Source organism: Mesorhizobium sp. M1027, assembly GCF_040318745.1.
Classification (GTDB): domain Bacteria; phylum Pseudomonadota; class Alphaproteobacteria; order Rhizobiales; family Rhizobiaceae; genus Mesorhizobium.
Genome location: NZ_JAMYMW010000002.1, coordinates 300,060 through 322,819, shown reverse-complemented (window position 1 = coordinate 322,819; position 22,760 = coordinate 300,060). Strand labels below are relative to the sequence as shown.

The window sequence follows — 22,760 nt, the reverse complement described above, 5'->3', positions numbered from 1 at the left end:
CCCTCGGCCATGGCCCAGCATAACGGTCGGACGACCGGAACACATACCTGTGACTGGTCCCAATTTCAAATGACGGCGATCTTACTGTACCGTCTGGACGGTCTTGTCAATTCCGCCTAAGCTAATGAATGGGGAACGATTGATGAAGGTCCGCAGAGCAAATTCGCGCGAAAAAATTCTCGCTGCCGCCGCCGCGGTGGCGCGCGAGACGGGTCCTGGCAGCCTGTCGCTGGACGCTGTTGCCAGCCGTGCCGGCGTGTCGAAGGGTGGTCTTCTCTACAATTTCCCGACCAAGGCGAAATTGATGCAGGCGCTGGTGGAGGATTATCTCAGCGCATTCCAACAGGCGCTGGAGGCCGCCCGCAAGAACAGCGGCAGCGGCGAGAGCCCGCTCGCCGCCTATATCAGGCTTTCGGCCGAGCATGCCGAGGAGTCGAAGCCATCGGCATCCTGGATATTTTCGGCAATCGCCGAGGATCCCGACTTCCTGACGCCGATAAAATCGTTCAGGCGGCAGGTGTTCGAACGGCTGAAGGCGGAGACGCCGAACCTCAAGGCGCTGCTGGTCTGCTATCTCGCCATCGAGGGACTTCGCAGCATGAATCTGTTCGGTTCGGATATTCTTTCCGCCGACGAGCGCCGGCTGCTGATATCGACCCTGCTGGAGATCGCGGAATAGTCTAGGAATACGCCGGCCGGGTTCAGTTGCCTCGACTGTCGGGATGTGGCTGGAGCGAGGTGCCGTCCACTTGGGGCAGAGTGAGCTCCACGCTTTGGACCTACGCTCCACGCTTTCCGAAAATCGGTTCCGATTTTCGGGCCGATGCGCTAGAGCCTTTCGGGATTGACCCGAGCTGCCTTCAACCCGGAAAGGCTCCCACCGCTGCCCATGCCCCATCTTCCCGAGCATCTTCTCACCGGCTACCGCAGTTTCATGAGCGGCCGCTATCTCACCGAAAGCGGCCGTTATCGCTCGCTGGCGCGGGAGGGCCAGGCACCCGAAACGATGATCGTCGCCTGCTGCGATTCGCGGGCCGCGCCCGAAGCGATCTTCGACGCCGGGCCCGGCGAGCTGTTCGTGCTGCGCAATGTCGGCAATCTGGTGCCGCCCTATGCGCCCGACGATCAGTTCCACTCGACATCGGCAGCGCTCGAATTTGCCGTGCAGAGCCTCAAGGTCAAGAACATCGTGGTGATGGGCCACGGCCGCTGCGGCGGCATCCGCGCGGCACTCGACACCGCGGCCGCACCCTTGTCGCCGGGCGATTTCATCGGCAAGTGGATGAGCCTGATCGCGCCTGCGGCCGAGACCGTATCGTCCAGCACCTTCATGACCGCGACCGAGCGCCAGACGGCGCTGGAGCGCATCTCGATCCGCTATTCCATAGCCAATCTGCGCACCTTCCCTTGTGTTTCGATCCTCGAAGGCAAGGGGCGGCTGTCGCTGCACGGTGCCTGGTTCGATATTTCGACCGGCGAGCTTTGGGTGATGAACAAGGACACAGGCGATTTCGAGCGGCCGGAGACGGAGTAGGAGACGAGGGGCATGATGCGAGCTCGGTTCGCGTTCGCGGCGGCGGCACTACTGTGCTCAGCAAATGTTGCCAGCGCCGACGATAGCGCGATCATAGACCGCTGGTATTCGGCACTGCTGGTCGCCGACCGCACCGAATTGTCGGACCTGCTCGCCGACAACGTCCGCATCAAGCTCGACGACCTCGGCGTCGTGCAAAGCAAGCAGGAATTCATCGCCTCGATCGCCGAGTGGCAGGGCGCCGTCGCCGGGGCCGAAATCCGCCACCGGATCGAGAAGACGGAGGGCGGCGTCACCACTGTGATCGCCTGCTATGATTTTCCCAGCAACGACATGCTGATGCAGGAGACTTTCGCGGTCGCCAACGACCAGATCAGCGCCAGTTCGCAAGCCGCGATCGCCGAAAATTGCGACGGTTACTGACGGAACCATGAACGGGACCCGCTGTTGCGCGCAACCGGCCGGCGCCTTACATCGGTGACGATTCATTTTCTCCCGCCACTCAGCGAAAGTTTGCCCATGCCGTCCACCGTCGACCTCGCTGCCCATCCGCTGACCGCATGGCAAGGGCCGCTCGGCCTGCCCGATTTCACGCGCATCGGCGATGGCGATTTTTCTCCGGTCTTCGACGCGGCCCTGAAGGCGCATGAGGCCGAGATCGAGGCGATTGCCGGCAACGCCGGGACGCCGACCATCGAAAACACGCTTGCCGCGCTCGAGCTTGCCGGCGAGGCGCTCGACCATGTCTCGTCGATCTTCTGGTGCCGAGCCGGCGCCCACACCAATGAGACGATCCAGGCACTGGAGCGCGACATCTCGCCAAAGATGTCGCGGCATTTCTCGGCAATCTCGATGAACGAACGCCTGTTCGCCCGCATCGACCATCTCTATCAGCGCCGCGATGCTTTGAAGCTCGATGCCGAAACGATGCGGGTCTTGGAAAAGACCTGGAAAAACTTCGTTCGCTCCGGCGCCAGGCTCGACGCCGAAGGCAAGAAGCGGCTGGCCTCGATCAACGAGGAATTGTCGTCGCTCGGCACCAATTTCGGCCAGAACGTGCTTGCCGACGAGCGCGACTGGGCGTTGTTCCTCGACGAGGCCGACCTTGCCGGCCTGCCGGAATTCCTGAAAAGCTCGATGGCGGAAGCCGCCGAGATGCGCGGCCAGAAGGGCCGCTACGCCGTCACTCTGTCGCGTTCGATCTACGAGCCGTTCTCGACCTTCTCAGAACGCCGCGATCTGCGCGAGACAGCGTTCCGCGCCTTCATCATGCGTGGTCAGAATGGCGGCGCTACCGACAACACGGAAGTGATGCGCGACATGCTGCGCCTGCGCGCCGAGAAGGCGAAGCTGCTCGGCTATGCTTCCTACGCCGCATTGAAGCTCGACGATACCATGGCCAAGACGCCGGAGGCGGTGCACGCGCTGCTCGATCCGGTCTGGGAAAAGGCGGTGGAAAAGGCCGCAAGCGACCAAGCCGAATTGCAGCGGCTGGCGGCCGAGGCCGGCAGCAACGAAGAATTCGCTGCCTGGGACTGGCGCTTCTATCAGGAGAAGCTGCGCGCAGAGAAATTCGCCTTCGACGAGGCCGAGCTGAAGCCGTACCTGCAGCTAGACCGCATCATCGACGCCTGTTTCGATGTGGCAACACGATTGTTCGGCATTTCTTTCGAAGAAAAGAAGGGCATTGCCACCTGGCATCCCGACGCACGTGTTTTCGTGGTGAAGAATGTCGACGGCAGCGAGCGCGGCCTGTTCCTCGCCGACTATTTCGCGCGACTCTCGAAGCGCTCCGGCGCCTGGATGAGCGCGCTGAAATCCGGTTACAGGCTTGGCGATGGCTCCAAGCCGGTCATCTACAACATCATGAATTTTGCCAAGCCGCCGGCCGGCGAGGCCGCCTTGCTGTCGGTCGACGAAGCCAAGACGCTGTTCCACGAATTCGGTCATGCTCTGCACGGCATGCTGACCGACGTCACTTGGCCGTCGGTCGCTGGCACCTCGGTCAGCCGCGATTTCGTCGAACTGCCTTCGCAGCTTTACGAACACTGGCTGACGGTACCGGCGGTGCTGGAAAAACATGCGCTGCATGTCAAGACCGGCAAGCCGATGCCAAAGGCGCTGGTCGACAAGATGCTGGCGGCGCGCACCTTCGGCGCGGGCTTCGCCACGGTCGAGTTCACTGCCTCGGCGTTGGTCGACATGGCTTACCACGCCCGGCCGGATGCACCGGACCAGCCGCTTCGTTTCGAAGCCGAAACGCTGGAAGGGCTTAACATGCCCGATACCATCGCCATGCGTCACCGCACCCCGCATTTCGGCCACATCTTTGCCGGCGACGGCTATTCGGCCGGCTATTATTCCTACATGTGGTCGGAAGTGCTCGATGCCGACGCCTTCGCCGCCTTCGAGGAGACGGGCGATCCGTTCAATCCGGCGCTGGCCGAGCGGCTGCGCAAGAACATCTACGCCGCCGGCGGCTCGAAGGATCCCGAAGAACTCTACACCGCCTTCCGCGGCAAGATGCCTTCACCGGAAGCAATGATGGCCAAGCGCGGACTGGTGTGATGCGTGCCCGCTCTTGTCACGGTTCTCTTCTATCCTGATTGATGTCGGCCGTCATGGCGTCGGGTTGCGCGCCGCCTGATCCGGTTCTGTCGGTCCCGGCTCGGCCTCGCTGGCTGCGGCAGTGTCGTTGAGGTGACTGCCCGCTATGCTGATCGGCCGCTGGCGCATCCGGACCGCCTTGTGACGACCGCTACGGAAATAAATCTCTCAGTCGCGAACGTCAGCCCCGCCAACGGAAGGCGGGGCTGGTAAGTTGATTGTCCCGGCAAGCTTTTTTGCCGGGGCGATTGGCCTAGACTAGGCAGGCACAAAGCCAAAATAGGCTTTGTAGGACGCCCCTTCGCCGGAAATCAGGGGCGTTTCCACTTTGAACCCAATCCCGCTGAAGGTGGTATTGTTCGTACGTGCCGCGAGCAACACCATCTGCTTTGCGGAGATGGTCACTGTCGCGCTCCCGATCCTGTCATCGCCCCAATCGAAGAGATCGCTGATGGCGCCGCCGATCGATGGCATCAAGGATCCCAGGGCCGGGCCGGCTATTGCGGCAATGATAGGTCCTGCCACCGGAATGAGGCCCAAAGCCAGCGTACCCGCCGTATGGACGCCCATCACGACCTTCTGCACTTCGTCCTTGTACTTGTTTGGATCGCCGAAATCGTTTTCCATCAGCACCGTACCGATATTGATGCCGTAGGGCTTGCCTCGATAGACCTCCATCAGGTCGGGTCTCGTATCTCCCGCATCGACGTCGCCATAGACCTGGCTGCGCTTGGTGTCGGCCATCTGCGGCGTTGTCACGCTGACGATGACATAGGGCTCGTCCGCACTCGACCCCTGATCCCAGTCGGTCTCGCCGAAGCAATGGAGGCCGGTATAGTGGACGACGACATCTCGAAGGTCGATCGCGCCGGTGTCGGGCCACCAGTATATGCCGCCGTTTTCAAACAGATTGGCACGGCCACCGTCGGCAAATTCGGTCTCGTCGGTGGTTGGGTACCCCAGATATGACTGTTCCCAGCCCAGGCTTTCCCACTTCTTGCGGATGTCACCGTACACCACGTTGGCTCCGGTGTTCGGTGTCCAGTAGATCGAGCCGGCATTGGCAAAATGGTTGTAGCGCCCGACGCCGTCGGGAGTTCCGGTTTCGTCGGTGACCGGATAGCCGAGAACCGAGCGCTCCCAGCCCATTGCTGCCCATTTGCTGCGAATTGCCCCCCAAATCGCTTGAGCACCGGTATTCGGTGTCCAGTAGATCGAAGCGGTATTGTTGTTGAAGTGATTGTATCGCCCGACGCCGTCGGGAGTTCCGGTTTCGTCGGTGCAGGGAATGCCCCACGCGAGACCGCCAAGCGCAATCCATTTCCTGTAGATGTCGCCGTGGATCTCAACGGCGTCGTGCATGGCATCGTTGTAACAAATGCATGAGCCGTTCTTGAGATACCAGGCTTTTCCAGTCTCCTTCCTGTCGATCTCGGCGAAGCCGGCGCCTCCAAGGGAGTTGTACTTTTGCTGTATGACAGCTTCGGGCGAGAGGAGCGACCAAGGCCCGATCCTGAGCTGGTCGGAAAGTCTTGTGGCTCCAGCGCGGATGGTGCCGGCACGCACTCTCGAAGTTGCTCTGGCAGTATACGGCATGACCTTTTCCTTCCTGTGAGTGTTGGTATCGGGGGCTTCAGGCCTCCGGCGATCGGTTTTGATCGACGGGCCGAGGTTCCCAGACCGCGACTTACGGACGGCTTACAGAGTTCCGAGCTGCGCCAGAGCAATTCCAGGAAAAGTGTGGAACGGTTTTCCGTCCGGAACTGCGAAAAAATAAAGAGATAGAGCGGTTCGGCGTTTCCGTGAAACGATGAACCGGTCTAGAGAAACGGGCGCACGAGCGAACGCAGCAAAGGCGAGGGCTCGTCATCGCCGGTCGAAGCGAGCGCGCGTTCATAGCGCCGGTAATCCTCGATGGCGCCGGCGTGGTCGTTTCTGGAGAGGCTCTCCTGGATGAGCGTGCCATGGAGTTTGGCCGATTCCGGGTAGAAATCGAGCGCACGCCGGCACGCTTGGCGTGCCCGATCTGCGTTGCCTCGGCTCTGCCAGTGTTTGGCGATCCGCACGGCAAGCTCCACCAACCCGTCCCGCACCCGGTCGGCCGCGGCGTTCGACCAGGCGGGCGTCGGGCCATTCGAGAAAAGCGGGCCGACAAAGCCTTCCAGCAGCATCTCCTGCTCCTCGATTGCGCTGTCTCTTTGGCCCGACAGAACGGGTTTCAGCCGGTCTTCCCAATCCTGCAGATCGATCCAGACCTTGTCGGCAGCGAGCCGCAAACGGCCTTCTCTCAGCGTTACGAGTTCGCCTTGCCCGAGCAATTTGCGCAGACGATGCAGCGCCTGCTCCAAGGCCGCTTTGGCCTGGTCGCCGTCGAGGTCGGGCCAGAGCCAATCCTGCAGGGTTTCCACCGAACAGACCTGATCCCTCGACAGGCAGATAATGCGCAATATGTCGAGAGCGCGGGTAGGTTTGGCACCGGGCGCGACCTCGGCGCCATCGATCTCGAGGCGGAAGCCTCCCATCAAGTGTATCCTGAGCGGCCAAGGCCACTGGGCGGGGCGACCAGCGGGCGGGACCAGATATCGCGCCCGAACGACGCGGCGGCAGAGATCGACATCGATCTTTCGCTCCAGCGCATCGGCGATCAGCTCGGCTAGCAAGTCCGGCAGGTTGAGCAAGATCGCCGAGGGATTGACCTCGCGCAATGCCGCCATGAATTCAGCCAGACGAGTGCCATAGGACGCGCCGCCGTTCCACTTCTGCTCCAGGGCCCGCGCGGCTAGAATGCTGAGTTCGACACGCTGGCGAGGGCCGCCGCTCAGCCTTTCGGCGATCCCCTGAAGTAGCGCAATCGCCTCCGCCGGACGCCGGTCGGCCAGCAGGACCTGGTATTTGGTGACGTAATGCGGCCAGCGCTCGATCATCGGCTCGTTCGCCCGCTCGATCGCATCCATGAAGACATCGCAGTCGAGATAGGCCTTGGCGAAGTCGCCGTTGCGCGTGTGCATCGCCGCATGGCAGTCTGCGACGACCGCGACCTGGGTGGTGAACCTGCTGTCCGCGATCTCGCCCAGTCGGGAGACCAGCGCATTGAACTCCGAGAACCTGTTGTGAAGCTTCATCAGCAATTGGAGCTGGTAGAGGGCGCTGAACTCGACGCCCCGTAAGGCGTGCTGCTCGCCTATCGCCGTTGCGCGTCGCAACGCATCCTCGGCCGAGGCATAGACAAAACCGCGCCGCGAATAGGGGAAGTAACGGCCGCTGGCCGAGCCAAAGGACACCAGCCACATGCCGAGCACCAGCGGTGGGATATCCGGATGTTCGAGATCGGCGGCAACGCTGTCCACGGCATTGGCAAAAATGTCGCGCTGCCCCGACGAGGTCGCGTAGTCGATGAGCGCTTCGCTTGCCAGCAGGCGCAACTCGGCCGAATCCTCGATCGGCAGATGTGTCAGGCGCTGCTGGATATCATTCACGAGGCGCTTCGCGTCATGGGCGTCGAATTCGCCAGGTTCGGCGAAATCGACGGCCCGCAGGATGCCGAGCCTGACCATCATGAGTTCCTCCGGATCCAATTCCGGCAACCCCTTGGCAAGAACCTGTGAGGCTCGGCGCGTCCAATCCGCCAGCCCCTCATGCGTACGCCAGCTGGCGGTCTTGACTACGACCGCCCGCGCGACCGTCAGGCATTGGCCGCGCATGTCGGTGTTCTCGAATGCTTGCCATGCCTTGGAGAAGTGCGGCTCGGCCTTCGCATCGTCCGACGCGAAGGCGACGCCCAGCCAATAATGGACCCACCCGTCCATCTCGTCGGGGGGCAGCCCGTTGCACCATTCGACGAAGCTGGCCCTGCGCCCTTGCGAGAGAACGCCGTTAGCGCACTCCAGAATGAGCTGGCGTGCCAGCGGCCAGGCGCCCGCCTGCAACGCCAGCACGATTGCCGCGTCGGTTTTGCCGGCCTCGTGCAGGACCTTTGCTGCCTGCTCGCGCAGCCTGGAACGGTCCGCTTCCGTCACGCGCCGGTCCAGTAGGCCGGCAAGGTATTCGCGCAACAAGTCATGCAGCTGGAAGGCGGCGCCGCCCGGACCGTCGCGCGTGATCAGCAGCTGGCGATGCTGCAGCCGCACCAGCAGGCGGGCAGCCTGCGGCGAACCCAGGAACGCATCGGCAAGGTCCGTGCTGATCTCCGGCAGAAGGTTGAGCCTGATCAGCAGATCCTGGTCCTCCGGCGCGATGTCGCGCAGGAAATAACGTCCGACAATCTCCCGAAGGCCGGCGCCTCCGGCAAGGCCGGTCTGCGAAAGCGGGTAGTACATTCCGGCGTTGGCCAGCAGGAGAAGGCCCACCGCCCAGCCGCGCGCCTCCGAAATGTCGCCGACCTCGGACGGCGATTGCGAGCGGGCGGTGACGAGGTTGCGAGCCTCCGCAGGCGAAAACTCCAGCAGCGTTTGGTTGAGGACCGGCAACTGTCCGGACAGCACGAGGTCGGCGACATCGCCCTCGGGCAGCATCCGCGATGTGCAGATGCAGCGGACGGTATTGGGGCGTTCGCGTAACAGGATCGCCAGCGACCGGCGAAAGCCTGGTGCATCGGCACGATGCAGATCGTCGAGGACCAGGATCGTGCCCGGATCAAGCCGCGAGAAATAGGTGCGGAAGAACAGCCGCGCGAAATCGTCGGAATTGTCGGCATATTCCGGACCAAAGACCGGCATGCCGGCATGCCTGCCGTCGAGCGACAGCGTCAGATAATGGAAAAGCCGCGCAACGTCCTGGTCCTCGGTGTCGACCCGATACCAGTTGTACGCCGATTCGCCTTGCTTCAGCCCGCCTTGTTCCAGCCCGCCGTGTTCCAGAAAGTCGATCACCGCGGTGGTCTTGCCGTATCCACCAGGCGCAGCCAGCCAGCATGCACCGCTGTCGAGGGCCTGCGAAAGCAGCGCCACTACGCGCGGACGGCTGACAATTCCCACTGGCCGGGGTGCCGAGAGCTTTGCTATCTCGCGCGGCGCGTCCCGGAAGGATTTATCCATTGTGAGGACTCTCGCAGCGCAGTCGCCTCGCGAAAACAGGTAATCGGTTCGCCCGCAACAACAAATCGCCGGCCGACGTTGTGCTCGCCTGACGTGCCGTGCTCGCCGGCAAGGTCGCGGTTATCCCTTGTGCGACATAATATGCGAAACCCCGACACTCACGTCAGCGGTGTGTCTTGCCATCACTGCGTTCATTCGCATTGCAATCGTCGCATAGCCGTTTCGTTCGTGGTCGGTAACTTCCGAGGGCTTGAAGAGCCACGGAAGGGGTGCAACCTGCGCGTCTTCGAAATTGGCCGGCAGATTCGATGGCAAGGCCTTTTTTCCTAGAGGCAGCTCTAGCCCAAGGTCACTAAATTCCTTCTCGAGGCTGGCGTGCAGATGAGAAAGGACGACATAGATCGCCAGCTTTGATCTAGTCCTTTCTGTGTTGTTTAGATTGTACTCTTGAAGAACCTCATCGAACGATGGCGATACGTCACTTTCGGCAGCGGTAGCTCGTGTTGCAACAGCACCGGCCAGGGCAGTCGCTGCCACTCCTGTAAGACCTACAAAATCACGTCTTGTCGTGCCGGTCATGGTGAATTCCCCTCGGTTTTGAAGACGGGCCAAGTCTGGCAAGGAGGAGGCGCAGTGGCAATAGGCCGCATACGCTATTGGTGTAGAGGGCCTTTACGTCGCCGATGTGAATCCACCCGGCGACGACAGTGCCAAGCCGGCAGAGGCTCGCGATGCATTCGGTCGCTTGATCTGAGGACCCATGGAATCCAAGAAAGGTTCCTCAGCATTCACGGGGGGTTCGAAAAATCCGCTGGTGGAGCTGAGGAGGATCGAACTCCTGACCTCGTCATTGCGAACGACGCGCTCTCCCAGCTGAGCTACAGCCCCGTCCAGCGGATTGGGCTTTTATCGGCCGCTGCGGTTTCCTGTCAAGGCTGCGCTTGCTGCCGAAATGCCGTTCGGCCGTTCGTGCGCCTCGCCGACGCGTCGGAACGCGGCTCTTGCCGCTTTCAGCTACAGTGGCTACATGTCGGCAACAATCGGAGACCGGCATGATCGCCCTCATTCAGACCATTGTCATGGCGCTTGACCTTTACTGGTGGATCATCATCGCCTCGGCGATATTTTCCTGGCTCTACGCCTTCAACGTCGTCAACTCCCGCAACCAGTTCGTCGATACCATCAGCAACATGCTCTATCGGCTGACCGAACCGGCGCTGCGGCCGATCCGCCGCTTCATGCCCGATCTCGGCGGCATCGACATCTCGCCGATCATCCTGCTGCTGATCCTGTTCTTCATCCGGCAGTTCCTGCTCACCACCGTGCTTTCGCTGGTCGTCTGAGTGCAGGCGTCCCATGCGCGCGCCGTTCCGGACGCGCGCCGACGGTATCGACCTGTTCGTCCGGCTGACGCCGAAATCAGCGATGGACAGGCTCGAGGGGGCCGAAACGACCGCGGATGGGCGAAGCCATCTGAAGGCTCGCGTTCGCGCCGTGCCGGAAAACGGCGCCGCCAATCGAGCGCTGGAAAGGCTGGTCGCTAAGGCGCTTGGCGTGGCCGCTTCGGCCGTCTCGATCGTCGCCGGCGGCACCGCTCGGCTGAAGACGGTCCGTGTGCTTGGCGATCCCGCGGCGCTGGCGAAACGCATCGATACGCTGGGCACGCCTGCGCCATGATCTCGGCTCGCTCACCAACCCCGTAGAAAAAAGGCCGGGCTGCAAAGCCCGGCCAGATGTGAAGGTCGAAAACCTTCAGAGGGGAACGCGCCGGACGAATGGGAGGAAACATCCGGCGCAGCGTGCATATGGGTCGGCATCGCTGACGTTTCAATGACGGGGAACGACAATAACAGCTTCGTGAAACCAGGCGGTGGATGTCGATGAACGCCTGGGATTGGGGGCCTATTTGGACGTTGTCTGGGCAATTATTCCTAAGCAATGTCGTCGCGAATGCAGGCCTTCAGATGGCCGTCGGCTGTCGCCCTCAGTGGCGGCACGGCCGCGGCGCAAGCCTCCAACGCGAACGGGCAACGAGTTCGGAAAACACAACCCGACGGCGGGTTCGCCGGACTGGGAATATCGCCTTTGAGCACCTGCCGGCCTTGCCTCGCCAGCGGATCGAGCGATGGAATGGCTGACAGCAGCGCACGCGTGTAGGGATGCTGCGGTCGGGCATAAAGCTCGGCCGCCGGCGCAACCTCCATGATGCGCCCGAGATAGAGCACGATGACCGTGTCGCAGATGTACTCGACGACGGCCAGATCGTGCGAAATGAACAGCATGGTCAGGCCGAGCCGGAGCTGCAGGTCGCGCAACAAATTGATGATTTGCGCCTGGATCGAGACGTCGAGTGCCGAGACCGGCTCGTCGGCGACGATGAATTCCGGCTCGAGCGTCAGCGCCCGGGCGATGCCGATGCGCTGGCGCTGGCCGCCCGAGAATTCATGGGCGTAGCGGTCATAGGCGTCGAACGGCAACTCAACCGCGGCAAGTGCCTTCGCGGCCTTCGCCCGCCGCTCGGACCTCTTGCCAGTGGCTTGAATGTCAAGGCCTTCGGTGAGGATCTGCCCTATCGTCATGCGCGGCGACAGGCTGGCGAAGGGATCCTGGAAAATATACTGCATCTTGCGACGCTGGCGGCGCAGCTGGGCGGCACCCAGCCTGGTGATATCGGTGCGGTCATAGGTGATTTGGCCGGATGTCGGCTCGATCAGACGCAGCACCGAGCGGCCGATCGTGGTCTTGCCGGAGCCGGACTCGCCGACCAGGCCAACCACCTCGCCACGCCTGACATCGAAGGAAATGTCCTCCAGCGCCCTGACCAGCGGGCCACGCGAGAACGCTGTCGGCGCAAAATGCTTGGTCAGGTTTTTGACCGAAAGGAAGGGAACGTCGGCCATCAGAGCTCCTCCCAACGCAGGCAGCGGCTTTGCCGGGTCGGCGTCGCCGCAAACAAGGGCGGGACCGCGGCGCGGCAGGCAGCGATAGCCATCGGGCAGCGCGGCGCGAAGGAACAGCCTTTGGGCAGCAACGCGAGCGACGGAACATTTCCGGCAATGGTCGGCAGCGGCGTGCCCGCCAGCTTCAGCGCCGTGGCCTGGCCGAGCCGCGGCACCGAGCGCATCAACCCGGCGGTATAGGGATGACGCGGACGGGTGAACACTTCGCTCACCGGACCTGTTTCGACGATACGCCCGGCATACATCACCGCTACCCGGTCGGCGATTTCGGCGACCACGCCGAGATTGTGGGTGACGAACAGGATACCCATGCCGCGCTGCGCCTGCAGCTCGGCCAAAAGATCGAGAATCTGGGCCTGGATCGTGACGTCCAATGCCGTTGTCGGCTCGTCGGCGATCAGCAAGCCCGGATCGCAGGACAGGGCCATGGCGATGGTGGCGCGCTGGCGCATCCCGCCCGACAGTTCGTGCGGATACTGCAGCGCCCGCCGCTTCGGATCGGGAATGCCGACCTGTTCCAGCAGCCGCACCGCGTCTGCTTCTGCCTCGCGGTGCGATTTGCCGAGATGGATGCGGATCGGTTCGGCGATCTGCTCGCCGATCGTGTAGACCGGGTTGAGGCTGGTCATGGGCTCCTGGAACACCATGCCAATCTCGTTGCCGCGTATCTTGCGCAGCGACTCGGCATCGAGGCTGGTCAGCTCGGTGACCGTGCCGTTCTTGCGCCGCAGCGCGATCGATCCCTCGGCAATATGTCCGACCCTTTTCGGCAACAGGCCGATGATCGACAGGCTGGTGACGGATTTGCCGGATCCGGATTCGCCGACGAGCGCCAGCGTCTCGCCGGAGCCGATCGTCAGGTCGACATCCGTTACCGCCGCGATGTCGCGCCCCGCAATGCGGAACACCGCGCGCAGGCCGGAAATCGACAGGATCGGCGTGGCACTCAGCGGAGCAGCCCCACATCGCGAAGGATCATGTCGATCTTTGCGGTTTCCTGCTCGTTCAGGCTGCGCTGCGGCCGCGCCATGGTGTTCGAGGCGATGATGCCGAGGCTCTTCATCGCCGCCTTGAAGGCGCCGACGCCGGCCGAGCCGGCGCTGGTCCTGCCGAGCGAGATCCAGACGATCTCGAACAGTTTCAACAACCGCTCCTGCTCCAGGCGGGCTTCGGCAAGCTGGCCCGCCTGCGTCAGGTTCCACAGCCTGACATAACCATGCGGGTCGACATTGGCGAGGCCCGGCACGACGCCATGCGCACCCATCGCCAGCACGCTGTCGACCAGGATCTCGGAACCGGTCATGCCGAAAAAACTGGGATCGTCGGCCATGTCCTTGAGCACGTAACGCAGATTGCCGTCATCGCCGCTGGAATCCTTGATACCCGCAATGGCTCCTTCCCTGGCGAGACCGACCGTGGTCTTGCGCTCCAGCTTGACATGCACGCAGACCGGGATGTCGTAGGCGATGACCGGAATGTCGATCGCATCTTTGATGTAGCGGAAGTGATCGCCGATCTCGGGCTGGCTGGTGCGGGTATAAAACGGCGCTGTGACGACGATGGCGTCGGCACCGGCCGATCTGGCGATGCGGGCGTGGTTGATGACGCGGTCGGTCGTCGGGTCGATAACACCGGCGAAGATCGGAACCCGGCGGTTATTGACCTTGACCGCGTGCTCGAGGACGGCCCTGCGGCCCGCCTCGTCGTGGAAGACCACCTCGCTGGTCGAGCCCAGCACGAACAGCCCGTGGACGCCGCCGTCGAGCAGGTTCTCGATAGTGCGCGTGAACGACGGGAAATCGACGCTGAAATCGGCATTGAGCGGGGTGACGACAGGTGGCACGACGCCGGTAAACAGGGGCATTTTGATGAACCTTCGAGGTCAGTTGAGATCAGAGCGGGGATCGAATGCGTCGCGCAGGCCGTCGCCGATGAAGTTGATGGCGAGCACGGTGAGCACCAGTGCGGCGCCTGGGAACATCCATTGCCACGGATAATTTTCAAGCACGACGGTGGAGCGGGCGAGATTGAGCATGTTGCCCCAGCTGGCTTCGGGCGGCGCGATGCCGAGGCCGAGGAAGGACAGGCCGGCCTCGAGCAGGATGGCGTTGGCGATCTGCAAGGTGGCATAGACGACCAGGATATCGATGCAATTGGGCAGGCCGTGCCGGAACAGCAGATGCGGCAGCCCCGCGCCCATGCCGCGGGCGGCAACGACGAAATCGCGCTCGCGCAGTTCGAGCAGCCGGGCGCGCACCATGCGCGACAGCACCGGCCAGGAGAGCAGCGAGATCACCAGTATGGTCGGCGCGATGCCGGTGCCGGCAATCGAAGCCAGCACCAGCAGGAAGATCACCGGCGGCAGCGTCATCGCCAGATCGACCAAGCGCATCACCGTGCCGTCGATGAGGCGCCCGCCAAAGCTGGCGCCGGCGCCGACCAGGAAGCCTATGACGGTCGATATGGCGACCGAGCAGACGGCGACCAGCAATGAGATCCGCCCACCTTGCAGCAACCGGGCCATGACGTCACGCCCGACGCCGTCGCTACCCAGCCAATGAATGGCCGACGGCGCCTTGTTCATCGCCCTGAGGTCGATGGCGTTCGGGCCGAACGGCCACCACAAAGGATATGTCGAAACCGCCAGCAGGATCGGGATGACGATCAAAAGCCCGGCACGCGCCGCGCGGTTTTCGAAAAAGCGGTCGAACGCGCGGCGGAGCGGCCCCTTGGTCTGCGGTAAGGCTGTCGGGTCGACCATTGGGTCCGGCGCAGTGATTGCCATCACGCCACCTGAATGCGCGGGTCGACGACGGCATAGACGACGTCGGTCAACAGGTTGACCAGGATGACGCAAACGCCGATCACCAGCGTGGCGCCCATGATCACCGGGTAATCGCGGGTGCCAACGGCATTGACCAGAAGCAGTCCCATGCCCGGCCAATTGAACACGCTTTCCAGGAAGATGGCGCCGCCAATGGCGATGCCGACGGTCGAGCCGATCAGCGTAATGACCGGCAGGAGCGCGTTGCGGGTTGCATGCTTGATGATAACCCAGAACTCGCGCACGCCCTTGGCACGCGCCGTCCGTACGTAATCCTGGTTGAGCACTTCCAGCAGCGAAGCGCGCATGTAGCGCATGATCAGCGCGGCATGGCCGATGGACAGCAGGCAAGCGGGCAGGATGAGGTGCGCAAGCACGTCGGTCATCGAGAACGGCGCACCCGCGGTCTGCATGCCGCCGGACGGCGCCCAGCGCAGCAGCACCGAGAAGAAATAGAGGCCTAGCAGCGCCGTCAGAAAAGCCGGGCTGGAGATTCCGATAAACGACAGCACCGACAGCGCGATGTCGGACGGTTCGTTACGGCGCACCGCGCTGAAAATGCCGGCGGAAATGCCGAGCACGATGGCGATCGCCAGGCCCGTGCCCATCAGCAGCGCGGTCGGGCCGATGCGCTCCATGACCAGCGGCAGCACGGCGACGCCGCTGCGCTGGATCGAAAAGCCGAAGTCGCCGCCCAGCGCCGCGCGCAGCCAGGCCAGATATTGCACGGGAAGCGGCCGGTCGAGCCCAAGCCGTTCGCGCAGCCCCTCAAGATCGGAGGCGGACATCGGCACCGACGGGTTGATATAGGCGTCGATCGGATCGCCCGGCGCCAGCCGCAACAGGATGAAGATGAGGACGCTGAGCGCGACCAGCATCAGCAATCCTGTAGCGCTGCGGCGGGCAATGAAGCTCAACATGGGCTATCCGTGGCGGTGGCAGGCGGCGCCAAAGTGGTCCGCCTGCTCGCTTCGTTGCGGGTTCTTACTGGATATCCCAGCGCTCCGGGTGAGCTGCGTAGGGGCCGCCGCCCGGCGCCGGGGTCCAGACGAAGTCACGCAGCTTGTTGGAGGCCACGCCATAGCGGTTGGCCACCCACAGCGTTGCCCAGGGCAGGTCCTTGTTCATCACCTTGCAGACCTCCTGCCAGGATTGGTCGATCTTGGCCGGATCGGTCTGGCCGAGGGCGGCGTCCAATGCAGCGCTCAGATCGTCGAACTCGATGCGCATGGTGTTGAAGCCTGCAGGCGGGATCTGCGACTTGTTAAGGCCGGGGTTGAGGCTGGCCGGATTGGGGCCGTTCTGCAGGCCGGCATAGACCATCGGAAAGGCATTCCAGTCCGGCGTGCCTTGTTTGTAGACGATGCCGTTATAGGTCGGCGTATCGACGACGCGCGGCACCACGTTAATGCCGACTTCGGCCAGCATCGACTGGATGGCGGCCATCACGTTGGCCGCTTGCGGCGAGCCGTAATAGGTCAGCAGGGTGATCGGTTTGTCGCCGTTGATCTTGTCCCAGCCCGCCTCGGTCAGCAGCGCCTTGGCCTTGGCCGGATCGTAGGCATATGGTTCGAGACCCTGGGGAACGAGATGCGGCGCGACATAGCCGCAATTGGCCGGCTTGGCGGCACCGCCATAGAGGCTGTCTATGATGGCGTTGCGGTCGATCGCGTACATGATCGCCTGGCGGACACGGATATCCCTGAACAGGTCGACCTTCTGATTCAGGCCGATATAGTTGACCACGTAGGAGGCACCTTCGATCACCTTGAAATTGCTGTCACTTTTGAAGGAGGCCGCATCGTCGGGCTCGACATAGGTGAACTGGATTTCACCGGCACGGAGCGCGGCGACGGCCGCCGCCGGTGATTCGAAATAGCGGTTGATGAGCACGTCTACCTTCGGCTTGCCGCTGCGATAGTCGTCGTCGGCTGCCAGCTCGACATATTGGTCGCTCACGTAGCGTTTGAACTTGAACGGGCCGGTGCCGACCGGAGTGGTCGACCACCAGGTGCTGGTCGCCAGCGCTTCCGGCGACAGGGTGGCCAGGGCATGCTCCGGCAGGATCATCAGCTGCGAGAGGATCGATAGAAACGATCCGTTCGGTTTCGATAGCTTCACCACTGCGGTGTGGTCATCCGGCGCATCGACCGAGGCGATATCGGCGAGACGGGCTGCAAACAGGCTGCCGGAGGCCTTGTTCTTGGCAAGCTCGAGCGTGAACTTGACGTCCTTCGAGGTGAACGGCTTGCCGTCGTGCCAAGTCTCGTTGACCAGGTTGAACGTATAGCTCAGCTGGTCGTCGCTGATCTTGTAGTCCTTCGCGAGGTCGCCTTCGATCTCGGTCAGCCCGGCATTGTAGATGACCAGCGGTTCAAAATAGGTGCTGAGCCAGGTGTAGCCGCCGGTCGCGACCAGCGGGTTGAAGTTCTTGGGAAAGCCGCCGGGACCGACGTCGAAGCCGCCGGCGATGGTTTTGGCGTTTTGTGCCTGGACGCTGGTCACTGGGGCAATGCTGGCGAGCAGCAGCCCTGCGATAGAGAATGCGGTGGTCCTGATGCGCATGGTTTCCTCCCTTGGCATGTTCAGGGTGTTCGGTTCTTGGCGATAACCTGCTGGATTCCTCGGTAATGGTCGTCGAGCCGCCGACGCGCCTGGTCGACATCCTTGGCGGCGACGGCCTCGACGATCTCGTGATGGTCGCGCCATGTCGCCAGCGGCGTCGGATTATCGAGATTGGTGAAATTCGAAGCCTTGTTGAACGCCATCCAGAAGATGTCGATCAGCGCGCTCAGCATGCGGTTGTTCTGGCAGCGGAACAGCAGCTGATGGAATTGCTGGTCCTCTTCGGCGAAGCTCTCATGGCGCTCGGCACGTTGCCGCATGCGCTCGGTCAACTGGCGCAGCGCCTCGATGTCATCGGCGCTGATCATCTCGATTGTCTTGGCGATGAGGCCGGTTTCCAGCACGCGACGGATTTCGCGCAGCTCTTCGACGTCGCGGAGCGAATCCTGCAAACCGTAGGCCAGGTTGTCCAGCAGCGGCTTGAACGAGAACTCCTTGACGAACACGCCGATGCCGCGTCGCGTCTCCAGGATGCCGATCGATTCCAGCGCCTTGATGGCCTCCCGCACGGAGTTGCGGCCGACGCCGAGCCGCTGCGCCAGGAACGTCTCCGGCGGCAAGGGATCGCCGGCCTTGAGCTGGTTGCTTTCGATATAGGCCCTGAGGCTTTCCTGCACGGTGACGTGAAGGAGCGGCGGCCTGCTCAACGGTTCGATCGACTTCAGGTCCGCCATCCCACTGCTTTCATCATCCGCTGGACTACCCTGCCCGCTGCTTGTCGTATAGCTACTTGTAGGATATCCTGCAAGCCCATAGCAAACATGTTGCTCCCGAATGAAGATAATCCTCGCCGGCTCGAGCCACTGGCACGCCGAAATGCACCTCGACGCCGCACGCTTTTACGGTGCGGAGATCGCCGGTATCTGGGATGAGAATCCTGGCCAAGCGCATGCGTTTGCCGCGCACCACGACCTGCCGTTTATTGAAGATTTCACGGAGATACTCTCCAGCCCGCCGGACGTGATCTTGTTGATGGGGCACCCTTCGACGGTGCCGGCGCGGGTACGTGCGATCATCGGGGCAGGGATACCGCTGATCCTGGAGAAGCCGGCGGCCAGCCATACGAGGGAACTGATGGCGCTGCGCGACCTCGCCCGACAGCACCAGGCCTTTGTCGCTGTGCCCCTGCCCAATCGTTTCGGGCCGGCCGTTGCCGCCTTTGAGCGGCTGCACCGGCAGGGCCGTGCCGGTGTGGTGGCGCATTGCCAGTTCCGGCTGGTCAATGGCCCGCCTGGGCGCTACATCGCCGACGGTGTCGCCTGGGTCGTCGACCCGGCGGTTGGTGGTGGAGGTGCGTTGCGGAATCTCGGCATACACGGCGTGGATGCTGCACTCAGCCTCGCAACCGGCAGGCTTGGCCTGAAGACCGTTTCGATCGCGAACCGCATCCATCCCGGCCCGGTCGAGGATCATGCGCTGCTGGTGCTGGAAGACGAGGCCGGCGCGCTGTTCATCGTCGAGGCCGGCTACACTTTTGCCTCGATGCGCCCCGGTGGCGACTTCGAATGGCGCATCGTCGCTGCCAATGCGACCCTGATCGACCGCGGCGACCGCGCCATCTGCGCCACGCTCGATGATGCGGCAATCGTCGATCTGCCGGTCGAACTGCCGGCAACGCGCTACCGTCTGTGCATGCGCGACACGCTTGACCGGCTGGCCAGAAAGGCGCCTCCGTCGGTGTCCATCGAGGATTACGTTGCGGCGATGTCGCTGATCGACGCCGCTTACGAAAAGGCAGGACCATGATTGGAATAGGAATTATCGGCGCCGGCGATTTCGGCGCAGCCCATGCGCGGGCAATCCGCGAGGTTGGAGGCATTCGCCTCGCCGCCGCCTCTCGTGGAAATTCCGACGCACTGCAGCAATTCACCGCCGAATATGGCGGCAGCGGCTACACCGACTGGCGTCGGCTGCTGGACGACAAGGAGGTCGACGCGGTCCTCATTGCCAGCCCGCATCACCTCCACGCCGCAATGGCCATCGGCGCGGCAGAGGCCGGCAAGCACATCCTGCTCGAAAAGCCGATGGCGCCGACGGCGGCCGCCTGCGATGCGATCAATGCCGCCGTGGCCGAGACCGGCGTCAAGCTGATGGTCGCCCACCTCATGCATTTCGCCCTGCCCTGCATGGCGGCCAAGCAGGTGCTGGAGGAAGGAGTGCTCGGCCGGCCGCTCATCGGATCGAGCTGGATCATCAAGCTCTGGATGGAGCACAATCGCCGCGACTGGCATCTGCGCAAGGCGAGCGGCGGCGGCATGCTGTTGACTGCCGGCATCCACGCGCTCGACCGCCTCGTCTGGCTGATGGATGACGATGTCGTGTCGGTAAGCGGCATGCTCGGCGCCAAGTTCCATGACCAGGAAGCAGACGACACCGCCTTGCTCGGACTGCGCTTCGCCGGCGGCGGCATCGGCCAGGTGCAGAGCGTCGGGTACCGCACCGGCGCTACTACCTACGCCATGGACCTTATCTGCGAGCAGGGAACGCTGCGCATCGACATGGACCGCGGCACGATGCTTGGCCGCGATACGGTCTGGACCGAGCTGCCCGGTTCCTTTGAACCGAACTGGATGCATAACGCGCTGGTGCGCGAATGGAGCGCGATGCGCGATGCCATTGCCGACGACACGCCGGTGCCGGTCGACGGCGCCTATGGGCGCAAGATGATCGCCATTATCGAGGCTGCCTTCGCGTCGAACGAAACCCGCCGCGAACACGAGATCGCCGGTGCACGCTGATCTTAACGACCACCTGGCCCGCTTGCCCGCACACGCGCCGCGCGGCGTCTGGGGCGCAGTGATGCTGGCCATTGATGATCGCGGAGCGATCGACTGGCAGGCGACGAAGAAGACGATCGCCCGGCTCTGCGCATCGGGTGTCGACGGCGTCTATTCCAATGGCACAGCCTGCGAATTCCATTGCCAGACCGAGCCCGAATTCGACCGGCTTTGTGAGCTGGTTGCCGAAACAGCCGGCCGCGCGCGCCTTCCTTTCCAGATCGGCATCAGCCAGTCCAATCCGCGCGTCGCGCTGGAGCGGCTGACGCGGGTCTCCGCACTTCGCCCGACGGCGGCTCAATTCACCTTGCCCGACTGGTGGCCGCCCAGTGACGACGAGATCATGCGTTTTGTCGGCGGCCTCTGCGAGGCCGCGCCCGAAACGCCGCTGGTGCTCTACAACCCGCCGCACGCTAAGCGCCGCCTGACGCTCGACGGCATCGCCAGGCTGCGTGCGGCCGTGCCATCGCTGGTCGGTGCCAAGCTGCCGGGCGGCGACGCCGGCTGGTATGCCGATATGCGCCGCAAACTGGACGGATTCTCGGTCTTCGTTCCCGGCCACACGCTGGCGACAGGGTATGCCGGAGGGGCTCACGGCAGCTATTCCAACGTTGCCTGCCTCAACCCGAAGGGCGCGGTGCAGTGGTGGCAGATGATCCGCACCGACAGGGTCGCAGCTGCCGAGGTCGAGGCCCGCATACGGGCCTTCCTCGCCGCACATGTTCTACCGTTTCGCACCCGTTACGATGTCGGCGATGCAGCACTCGACAAGGCGATGGCGGCGGCCGGCGGCTGGGCGCCGCTCGGGCCGCGATTGCTCTGGCCCTACAGCTCCGTTCCCGATGAGGAAATCCCGACCTTGGCCAAGGCCGCTCACGCGACTTTCCCGGAATGGCGGTAGCGCCGTCAGCGAGGTGCGTGACGACGGCGACTCTTCAGCAGCCGGCTCTCGCGCCCTGTGTCGCGCGTGACGCAAACGCCCCCGGCTGAGGGATATCGGCCTCGCGCCGTGCCAGCGAGTTGCGCAGCAGTGCGATCGCTTCGCGGCCGGCCGTCGCAATCTCGCGTGGCCTGTCGACGCCGACGATCATGAACTCCTTGATTCCCAAAGCGGCGTAGGAAAGCAGCGACAGCGCGACCTGCGCCGGCGGCCCGGCCAGTTCGACCGCCTTCTGGCAGGAAGTGGCCGGTTTGTCTTCCGAACGGATTTGGACGGGAAGCGCGAAACGCAGCTTGCCCGCCCGGCCGTGTTCGGCGGCGGCGCTGCGTACACGCTCCATAGACTGACGGATTTCTGCAAGCGGGCCCGGCGCCAGCTCGAACACGTCCGCATGCCTGCCCGCGACCCTGAGCGCCGTGCCGGACCGTGCGCCCATGCGGATGTTTACGTCGGCGCCATGCGGCCCTTTGCGCGGCACATAGCCGCCTTTGATGCTGTAGAAAGCGCCTTCATGGTCGAACGGTCTGTCGTTCGACCACAACCGCTTCAGCAGCACCAGATATTCGTCGATGCGTTGCCAGACCACCGTATGGCCGGCTGGACGTGCCTCGGCATCGTCGTCGCCGAGTGGCTCGCTGAGCATCCTGAGCGACAGCCGGCCACCGCTTCTCGCGTCGAGGGCAGCGAGCTGCCGTGCCGCCACGATTGGTTCGATCACGCCTGCCCAATGGGTCAGAACGACTTCCAGCGACGAGGTGCGGTCCAGCGTCTGGGCGGCAAGGTCCATATTGGTGAGCAGCCCGGCCTCGTCGTCGATGACGATCTTCCGGAATCCGGCATCTTCGATCAGTGACAGCTTCGTCGCGGTCTCGACAAAGTCATAGAAAAAGCTGGCGTCGGCAGCGTGGATCTTACCGGGAACATGCGTGAACTCGATCGGCATTGCCATCTCCTCCATCACGTTGGAATCAGGGCGCGCAGAAGCGCACCGGCATTCGGTTCATCAACTCCGGAATTTCTGCAAACGGCAGGCCGCTATCCCGAGGAAGCCTCGACGATCAAGGCCTCAATAATCAGGGAATCAGCCCGAGGACCACTGCCCCGGTGAATACAAACGCAAGGGCAAAGACGAGATAGGCGAAAGCGCCGGCGTAGGCCGGCCGCCATACCTGGTCGGAACCCAGCCTTTGACCTCTTCGGGCAGTCTGAGTGTTCTGGCTATAGGACATATCGACCTCCGTCTCGACGCTTAATCTATAAAATCAGTAGACTTTGTCGAGTGCTATTTTCGCGCGATCCTTAGAACAATTTTCTCCAAACGGCGGACAAATTAGTACTTTTGCTGCTTAGCGCGCTGCCTTTTGAGGCAGGCGGGGTGACGGCAGAAAATGGCAGGTCCACGTGTCTGTGGCTCCTTGGCCATCCATTGGATGAGGGATAGCATCGCTGCTTCAGTGGAA

The 22,760-nt window shown here is 63.0% G+C and carries 21 protein-coding genes and 1 tRNA gene; 9 read left to right on the top strand and 13 right to left on the bottom strand.

What is annotated here, in order from left to right:
• Positions 1-142: 142 nt before the first annotated feature.
• The 4 genes from NKH50_RS06110 to NKH50_RS06095 all read left to right on the top strand — a co-directional run bounded on the left by NKH50_RS06110 (position 143) and on the right by NKH50_RS06095 (position 4,102).
• Positions 143-679, top strand: a complete 537-nt coding sequence (locus NKH50_RS06110; RefSeq protein WP_352509081.1) for a TetR/AcrR family transcriptional regulator — start codon at positions 143-145, stop codon at positions 677-679.
• Positions 680-889: 210 nt separating this feature from the next.
• Positions 890-1,534, top strand: coding sequence for a carbonic anhydrase (locus NKH50_RS06105; RefSeq protein ID WP_352509082.1), 645 nt, complete (start codon positions 890-892; stop codon positions 1,532-1,534).
• Positions 1,535-1,549: 15 nt separating this feature from the next.
• Positions 1,550-1,957, top strand: a complete 408-nt coding sequence (locus NKH50_RS06100; RefSeq protein WP_352509095.1) for a nuclear transport factor 2 family protein — start codon at positions 1,550-1,552, stop codon at positions 1,955-1,957.
• Positions 1,958-2,047: 90 nt separating this feature from the next.
• The gene (locus NKH50_RS06095) at positions 2,048-4,102 is read left to right on the top strand and encodes a M3 family metallopeptidase (RefSeq protein ID WP_352877576.1); all 2,055 of its coding nucleotides are present in this window, start codon (positions 2,048-2,050) and stop codon (positions 4,100-4,102) included.
• A 297-nt stretch (positions 4,103-4,399) separates the two neighbouring features.
• Here NKH50_RS06095 and NKH50_RS06090 read toward each other — a convergent pair whose 3' ends face one another.
• The 4 genes from NKH50_RS06090 to NKH50_RS06075 all read right to left on the bottom strand — a co-directional run bounded on the left by NKH50_RS06090 (position 4,400) and on the right by NKH50_RS06075 (position 10,062).
• A complete protein-coding gene (locus NKH50_RS06090) occupies positions 4,400-5,737 on the bottom strand; it encodes an LGFP repeat-containing protein (RefSeq protein WP_352877326.1) in 1,338 nt (445 codons plus the stop codon).
• A gap of 224 nt (positions 5,738-5,961) precedes the next feature.
• Entirely contained in the window at positions 5,962-9,174 is a 3,213-nt protein-coding gene (locus NKH50_RS06085; RefSeq protein ID WP_352701288.1) for an AfsR/SARP family transcriptional regulator, read from the bottom strand.
• Between the two features lie 120 nt (positions 9,175-9,294).
• Positions 9,295-9,753 carry a hypothetical protein gene (locus NKH50_RS06080; protein ID WP_352649423.1) on the bottom strand — a complete coding sequence of 153 codons (459 nt, stop codon included), beginning with the start codon at positions 9,751-9,753 and terminating at the stop codon, positions 9,295-9,297.
• Positions 9,754-9,986: 233 nt separating this feature from the next.
• Positions 9,987-10,062 (bottom strand) — tRNA-Ala (locus NKH50_RS06075).
• 164 nt (positions 10,063-10,226) lie between these two features.
• On the opposite strand from NKH50_RS06075, the gene NKH50_RS06070 reads away from it, so the two are divergent.
• Both NKH50_RS06070 and NKH50_RS06065 read left to right on the top strand, forming a co-directional pair.
• Positions 10,227-10,517 carry a YggT family protein gene (locus NKH50_RS06070; protein WP_023678162.1) on the top strand — a complete coding sequence of 97 codons (291 nt, stop codon included), beginning with the start codon at positions 10,227-10,229 and terminating at the stop codon, positions 10,515-10,517.
• Positions 10,518-10,530: 13 nt separating this feature from the next.
• Positions 10,531-10,851, top strand: coding sequence for a DUF167 family protein (locus tag NKH50_RS06065; protein ID WP_352509085.1), 321 nt, complete (start codon positions 10,531-10,533; stop codon positions 10,849-10,851).
• 254 nt (positions 10,852-11,105) lie between these two features.
• On the opposite strand, the gene NKH50_RS06060 is transcribed toward NKH50_RS06065, so the two are convergent.
• The 7 genes from NKH50_RS06060 to NKH50_RS06030 form a co-directional block, all read right to left on the bottom strand.
• A complete protein-coding gene (locus tag NKH50_RS06060; protein ID WP_352877323.1) occupies positions 11,106-12,074 on the bottom strand; it encodes an ABC transporter ATP-binding protein in 969 nt (322 codons plus the stop codon).
• Positions 12,074-13,084 (bottom strand): ABC transporter ATP-binding protein, encoded by a 1,011-nt coding sequence (locus NKH50_RS06055; RefSeq protein ID WP_352877574.1) that lies wholly within the window; start codon positions 13,082-13,084, stop codon positions 12,074-12,076. Before NKH50_RS06055 ends, NKH50_RS06060 begins: the two co-directional genes overlap by 1 nt.
• Complete coding sequence (locus NKH50_RS06050; RefSeq protein ID WP_352877321.1) at positions 13,081-13,998, bottom strand: dihydrodipicolinate synthase family protein; 918 nt, start codon at positions 13,996-13,998, stop codon at positions 13,081-13,083. The genes NKH50_RS06055 and NKH50_RS06050 overlap by 4 nt, the downstream gene beginning before the upstream one ends.
• An 18-nt stretch (positions 13,999-14,016) precedes the next feature.
• Positions 14,017-14,895, bottom strand: a complete 879-nt coding sequence (locus NKH50_RS06045) for an ABC transporter permease (protein WP_352877571.1) — start codon at positions 14,893-14,895, stop codon at positions 14,017-14,019.
• Between the two features lie 23 nt (positions 14,896-14,918).
• Entirely contained in the window at positions 14,919-15,878 is a 960-nt protein-coding gene (locus NKH50_RS06040; RefSeq protein WP_352751462.1) for an ABC transporter permease, read from the bottom strand.
• 64 nt (positions 15,879-15,942) lie between these two features.
• Positions 15,943-17,523 carry an ABC transporter substrate-binding protein gene (locus NKH50_RS06035; RefSeq protein WP_352877318.1) on the bottom strand — a complete coding sequence of 527 codons (1,581 nt, stop codon included), beginning with the start codon at positions 17,521-17,523 and terminating at the stop codon, positions 15,943-15,945.
• Between the two features lie 20 nt (positions 17,524-17,543).
• Entirely contained in the window at positions 17,544-18,257 is a 714-nt protein-coding gene (locus tag NKH50_RS06030) for a FadR/GntR family transcriptional regulator (protein ID WP_352877316.1), read from the bottom strand.
• Positions 18,258-18,357: 100 nt separating this feature from the next.
• Between NKH50_RS06030 and NKH50_RS06025 the strand changes: the two genes are divergently transcribed.
• From NKH50_RS06025 to NKH50_RS06015, 3 genes are read left to right on the top strand one after another with little or no spacing between them, the layout of a single operon-like run.
• Positions 18,358-19,329, top strand: coding sequence for a Gfo/Idh/MocA family protein (locus NKH50_RS06025; RefSeq protein ID WP_352877314.1), 972 nt, complete (start codon positions 18,358-18,360; stop codon positions 19,327-19,329).
• Positions 19,326-20,321, top strand: a complete 996-nt coding sequence (locus NKH50_RS06020) for a Gfo/Idh/MocA family protein (RefSeq protein WP_352877312.1) — start codon at positions 19,326-19,328, stop codon at positions 20,319-20,321. Before NKH50_RS06025 ends, NKH50_RS06020 begins: the two co-directional genes overlap by 4 nt.
• Positions 20,311-21,261, top strand: a complete 951-nt coding sequence (locus NKH50_RS06015) for a dihydrodipicolinate synthase family protein (protein ID WP_352701278.1) — start codon at positions 20,311-20,313, stop codon at positions 21,259-21,261. Before NKH50_RS06020 ends, NKH50_RS06015 begins: the two co-directional genes overlap by 11 nt.
• Positions 21,262-21,295: 34 nt before the next feature.
• Here NKH50_RS06015 and NKH50_RS06010 read toward each other — a convergent pair whose 3' ends face one another.
• On the bottom strand, positions 21,296-22,243 hold the full coding sequence (locus NKH50_RS06010) for an LLM class flavin-dependent oxidoreductase (protein ID WP_352877309.1): 948 nt from the start codon (positions 22,241-22,243) through the stop codon (positions 21,296-21,298).
• A 130-nt stretch (positions 22,244-22,373) separates the two neighbouring features.
• The gene (locus NKH50_RS06005) at positions 22,374-22,529 is read right to left on the bottom strand and encodes a hypothetical protein (RefSeq protein ID WP_254817777.1); all 156 of its coding nucleotides are present in this window, start codon (positions 22,527-22,529) and stop codon (positions 22,374-22,376) included.
• Positions 22,530-22,760 lie beyond the last annotated feature (231 nt).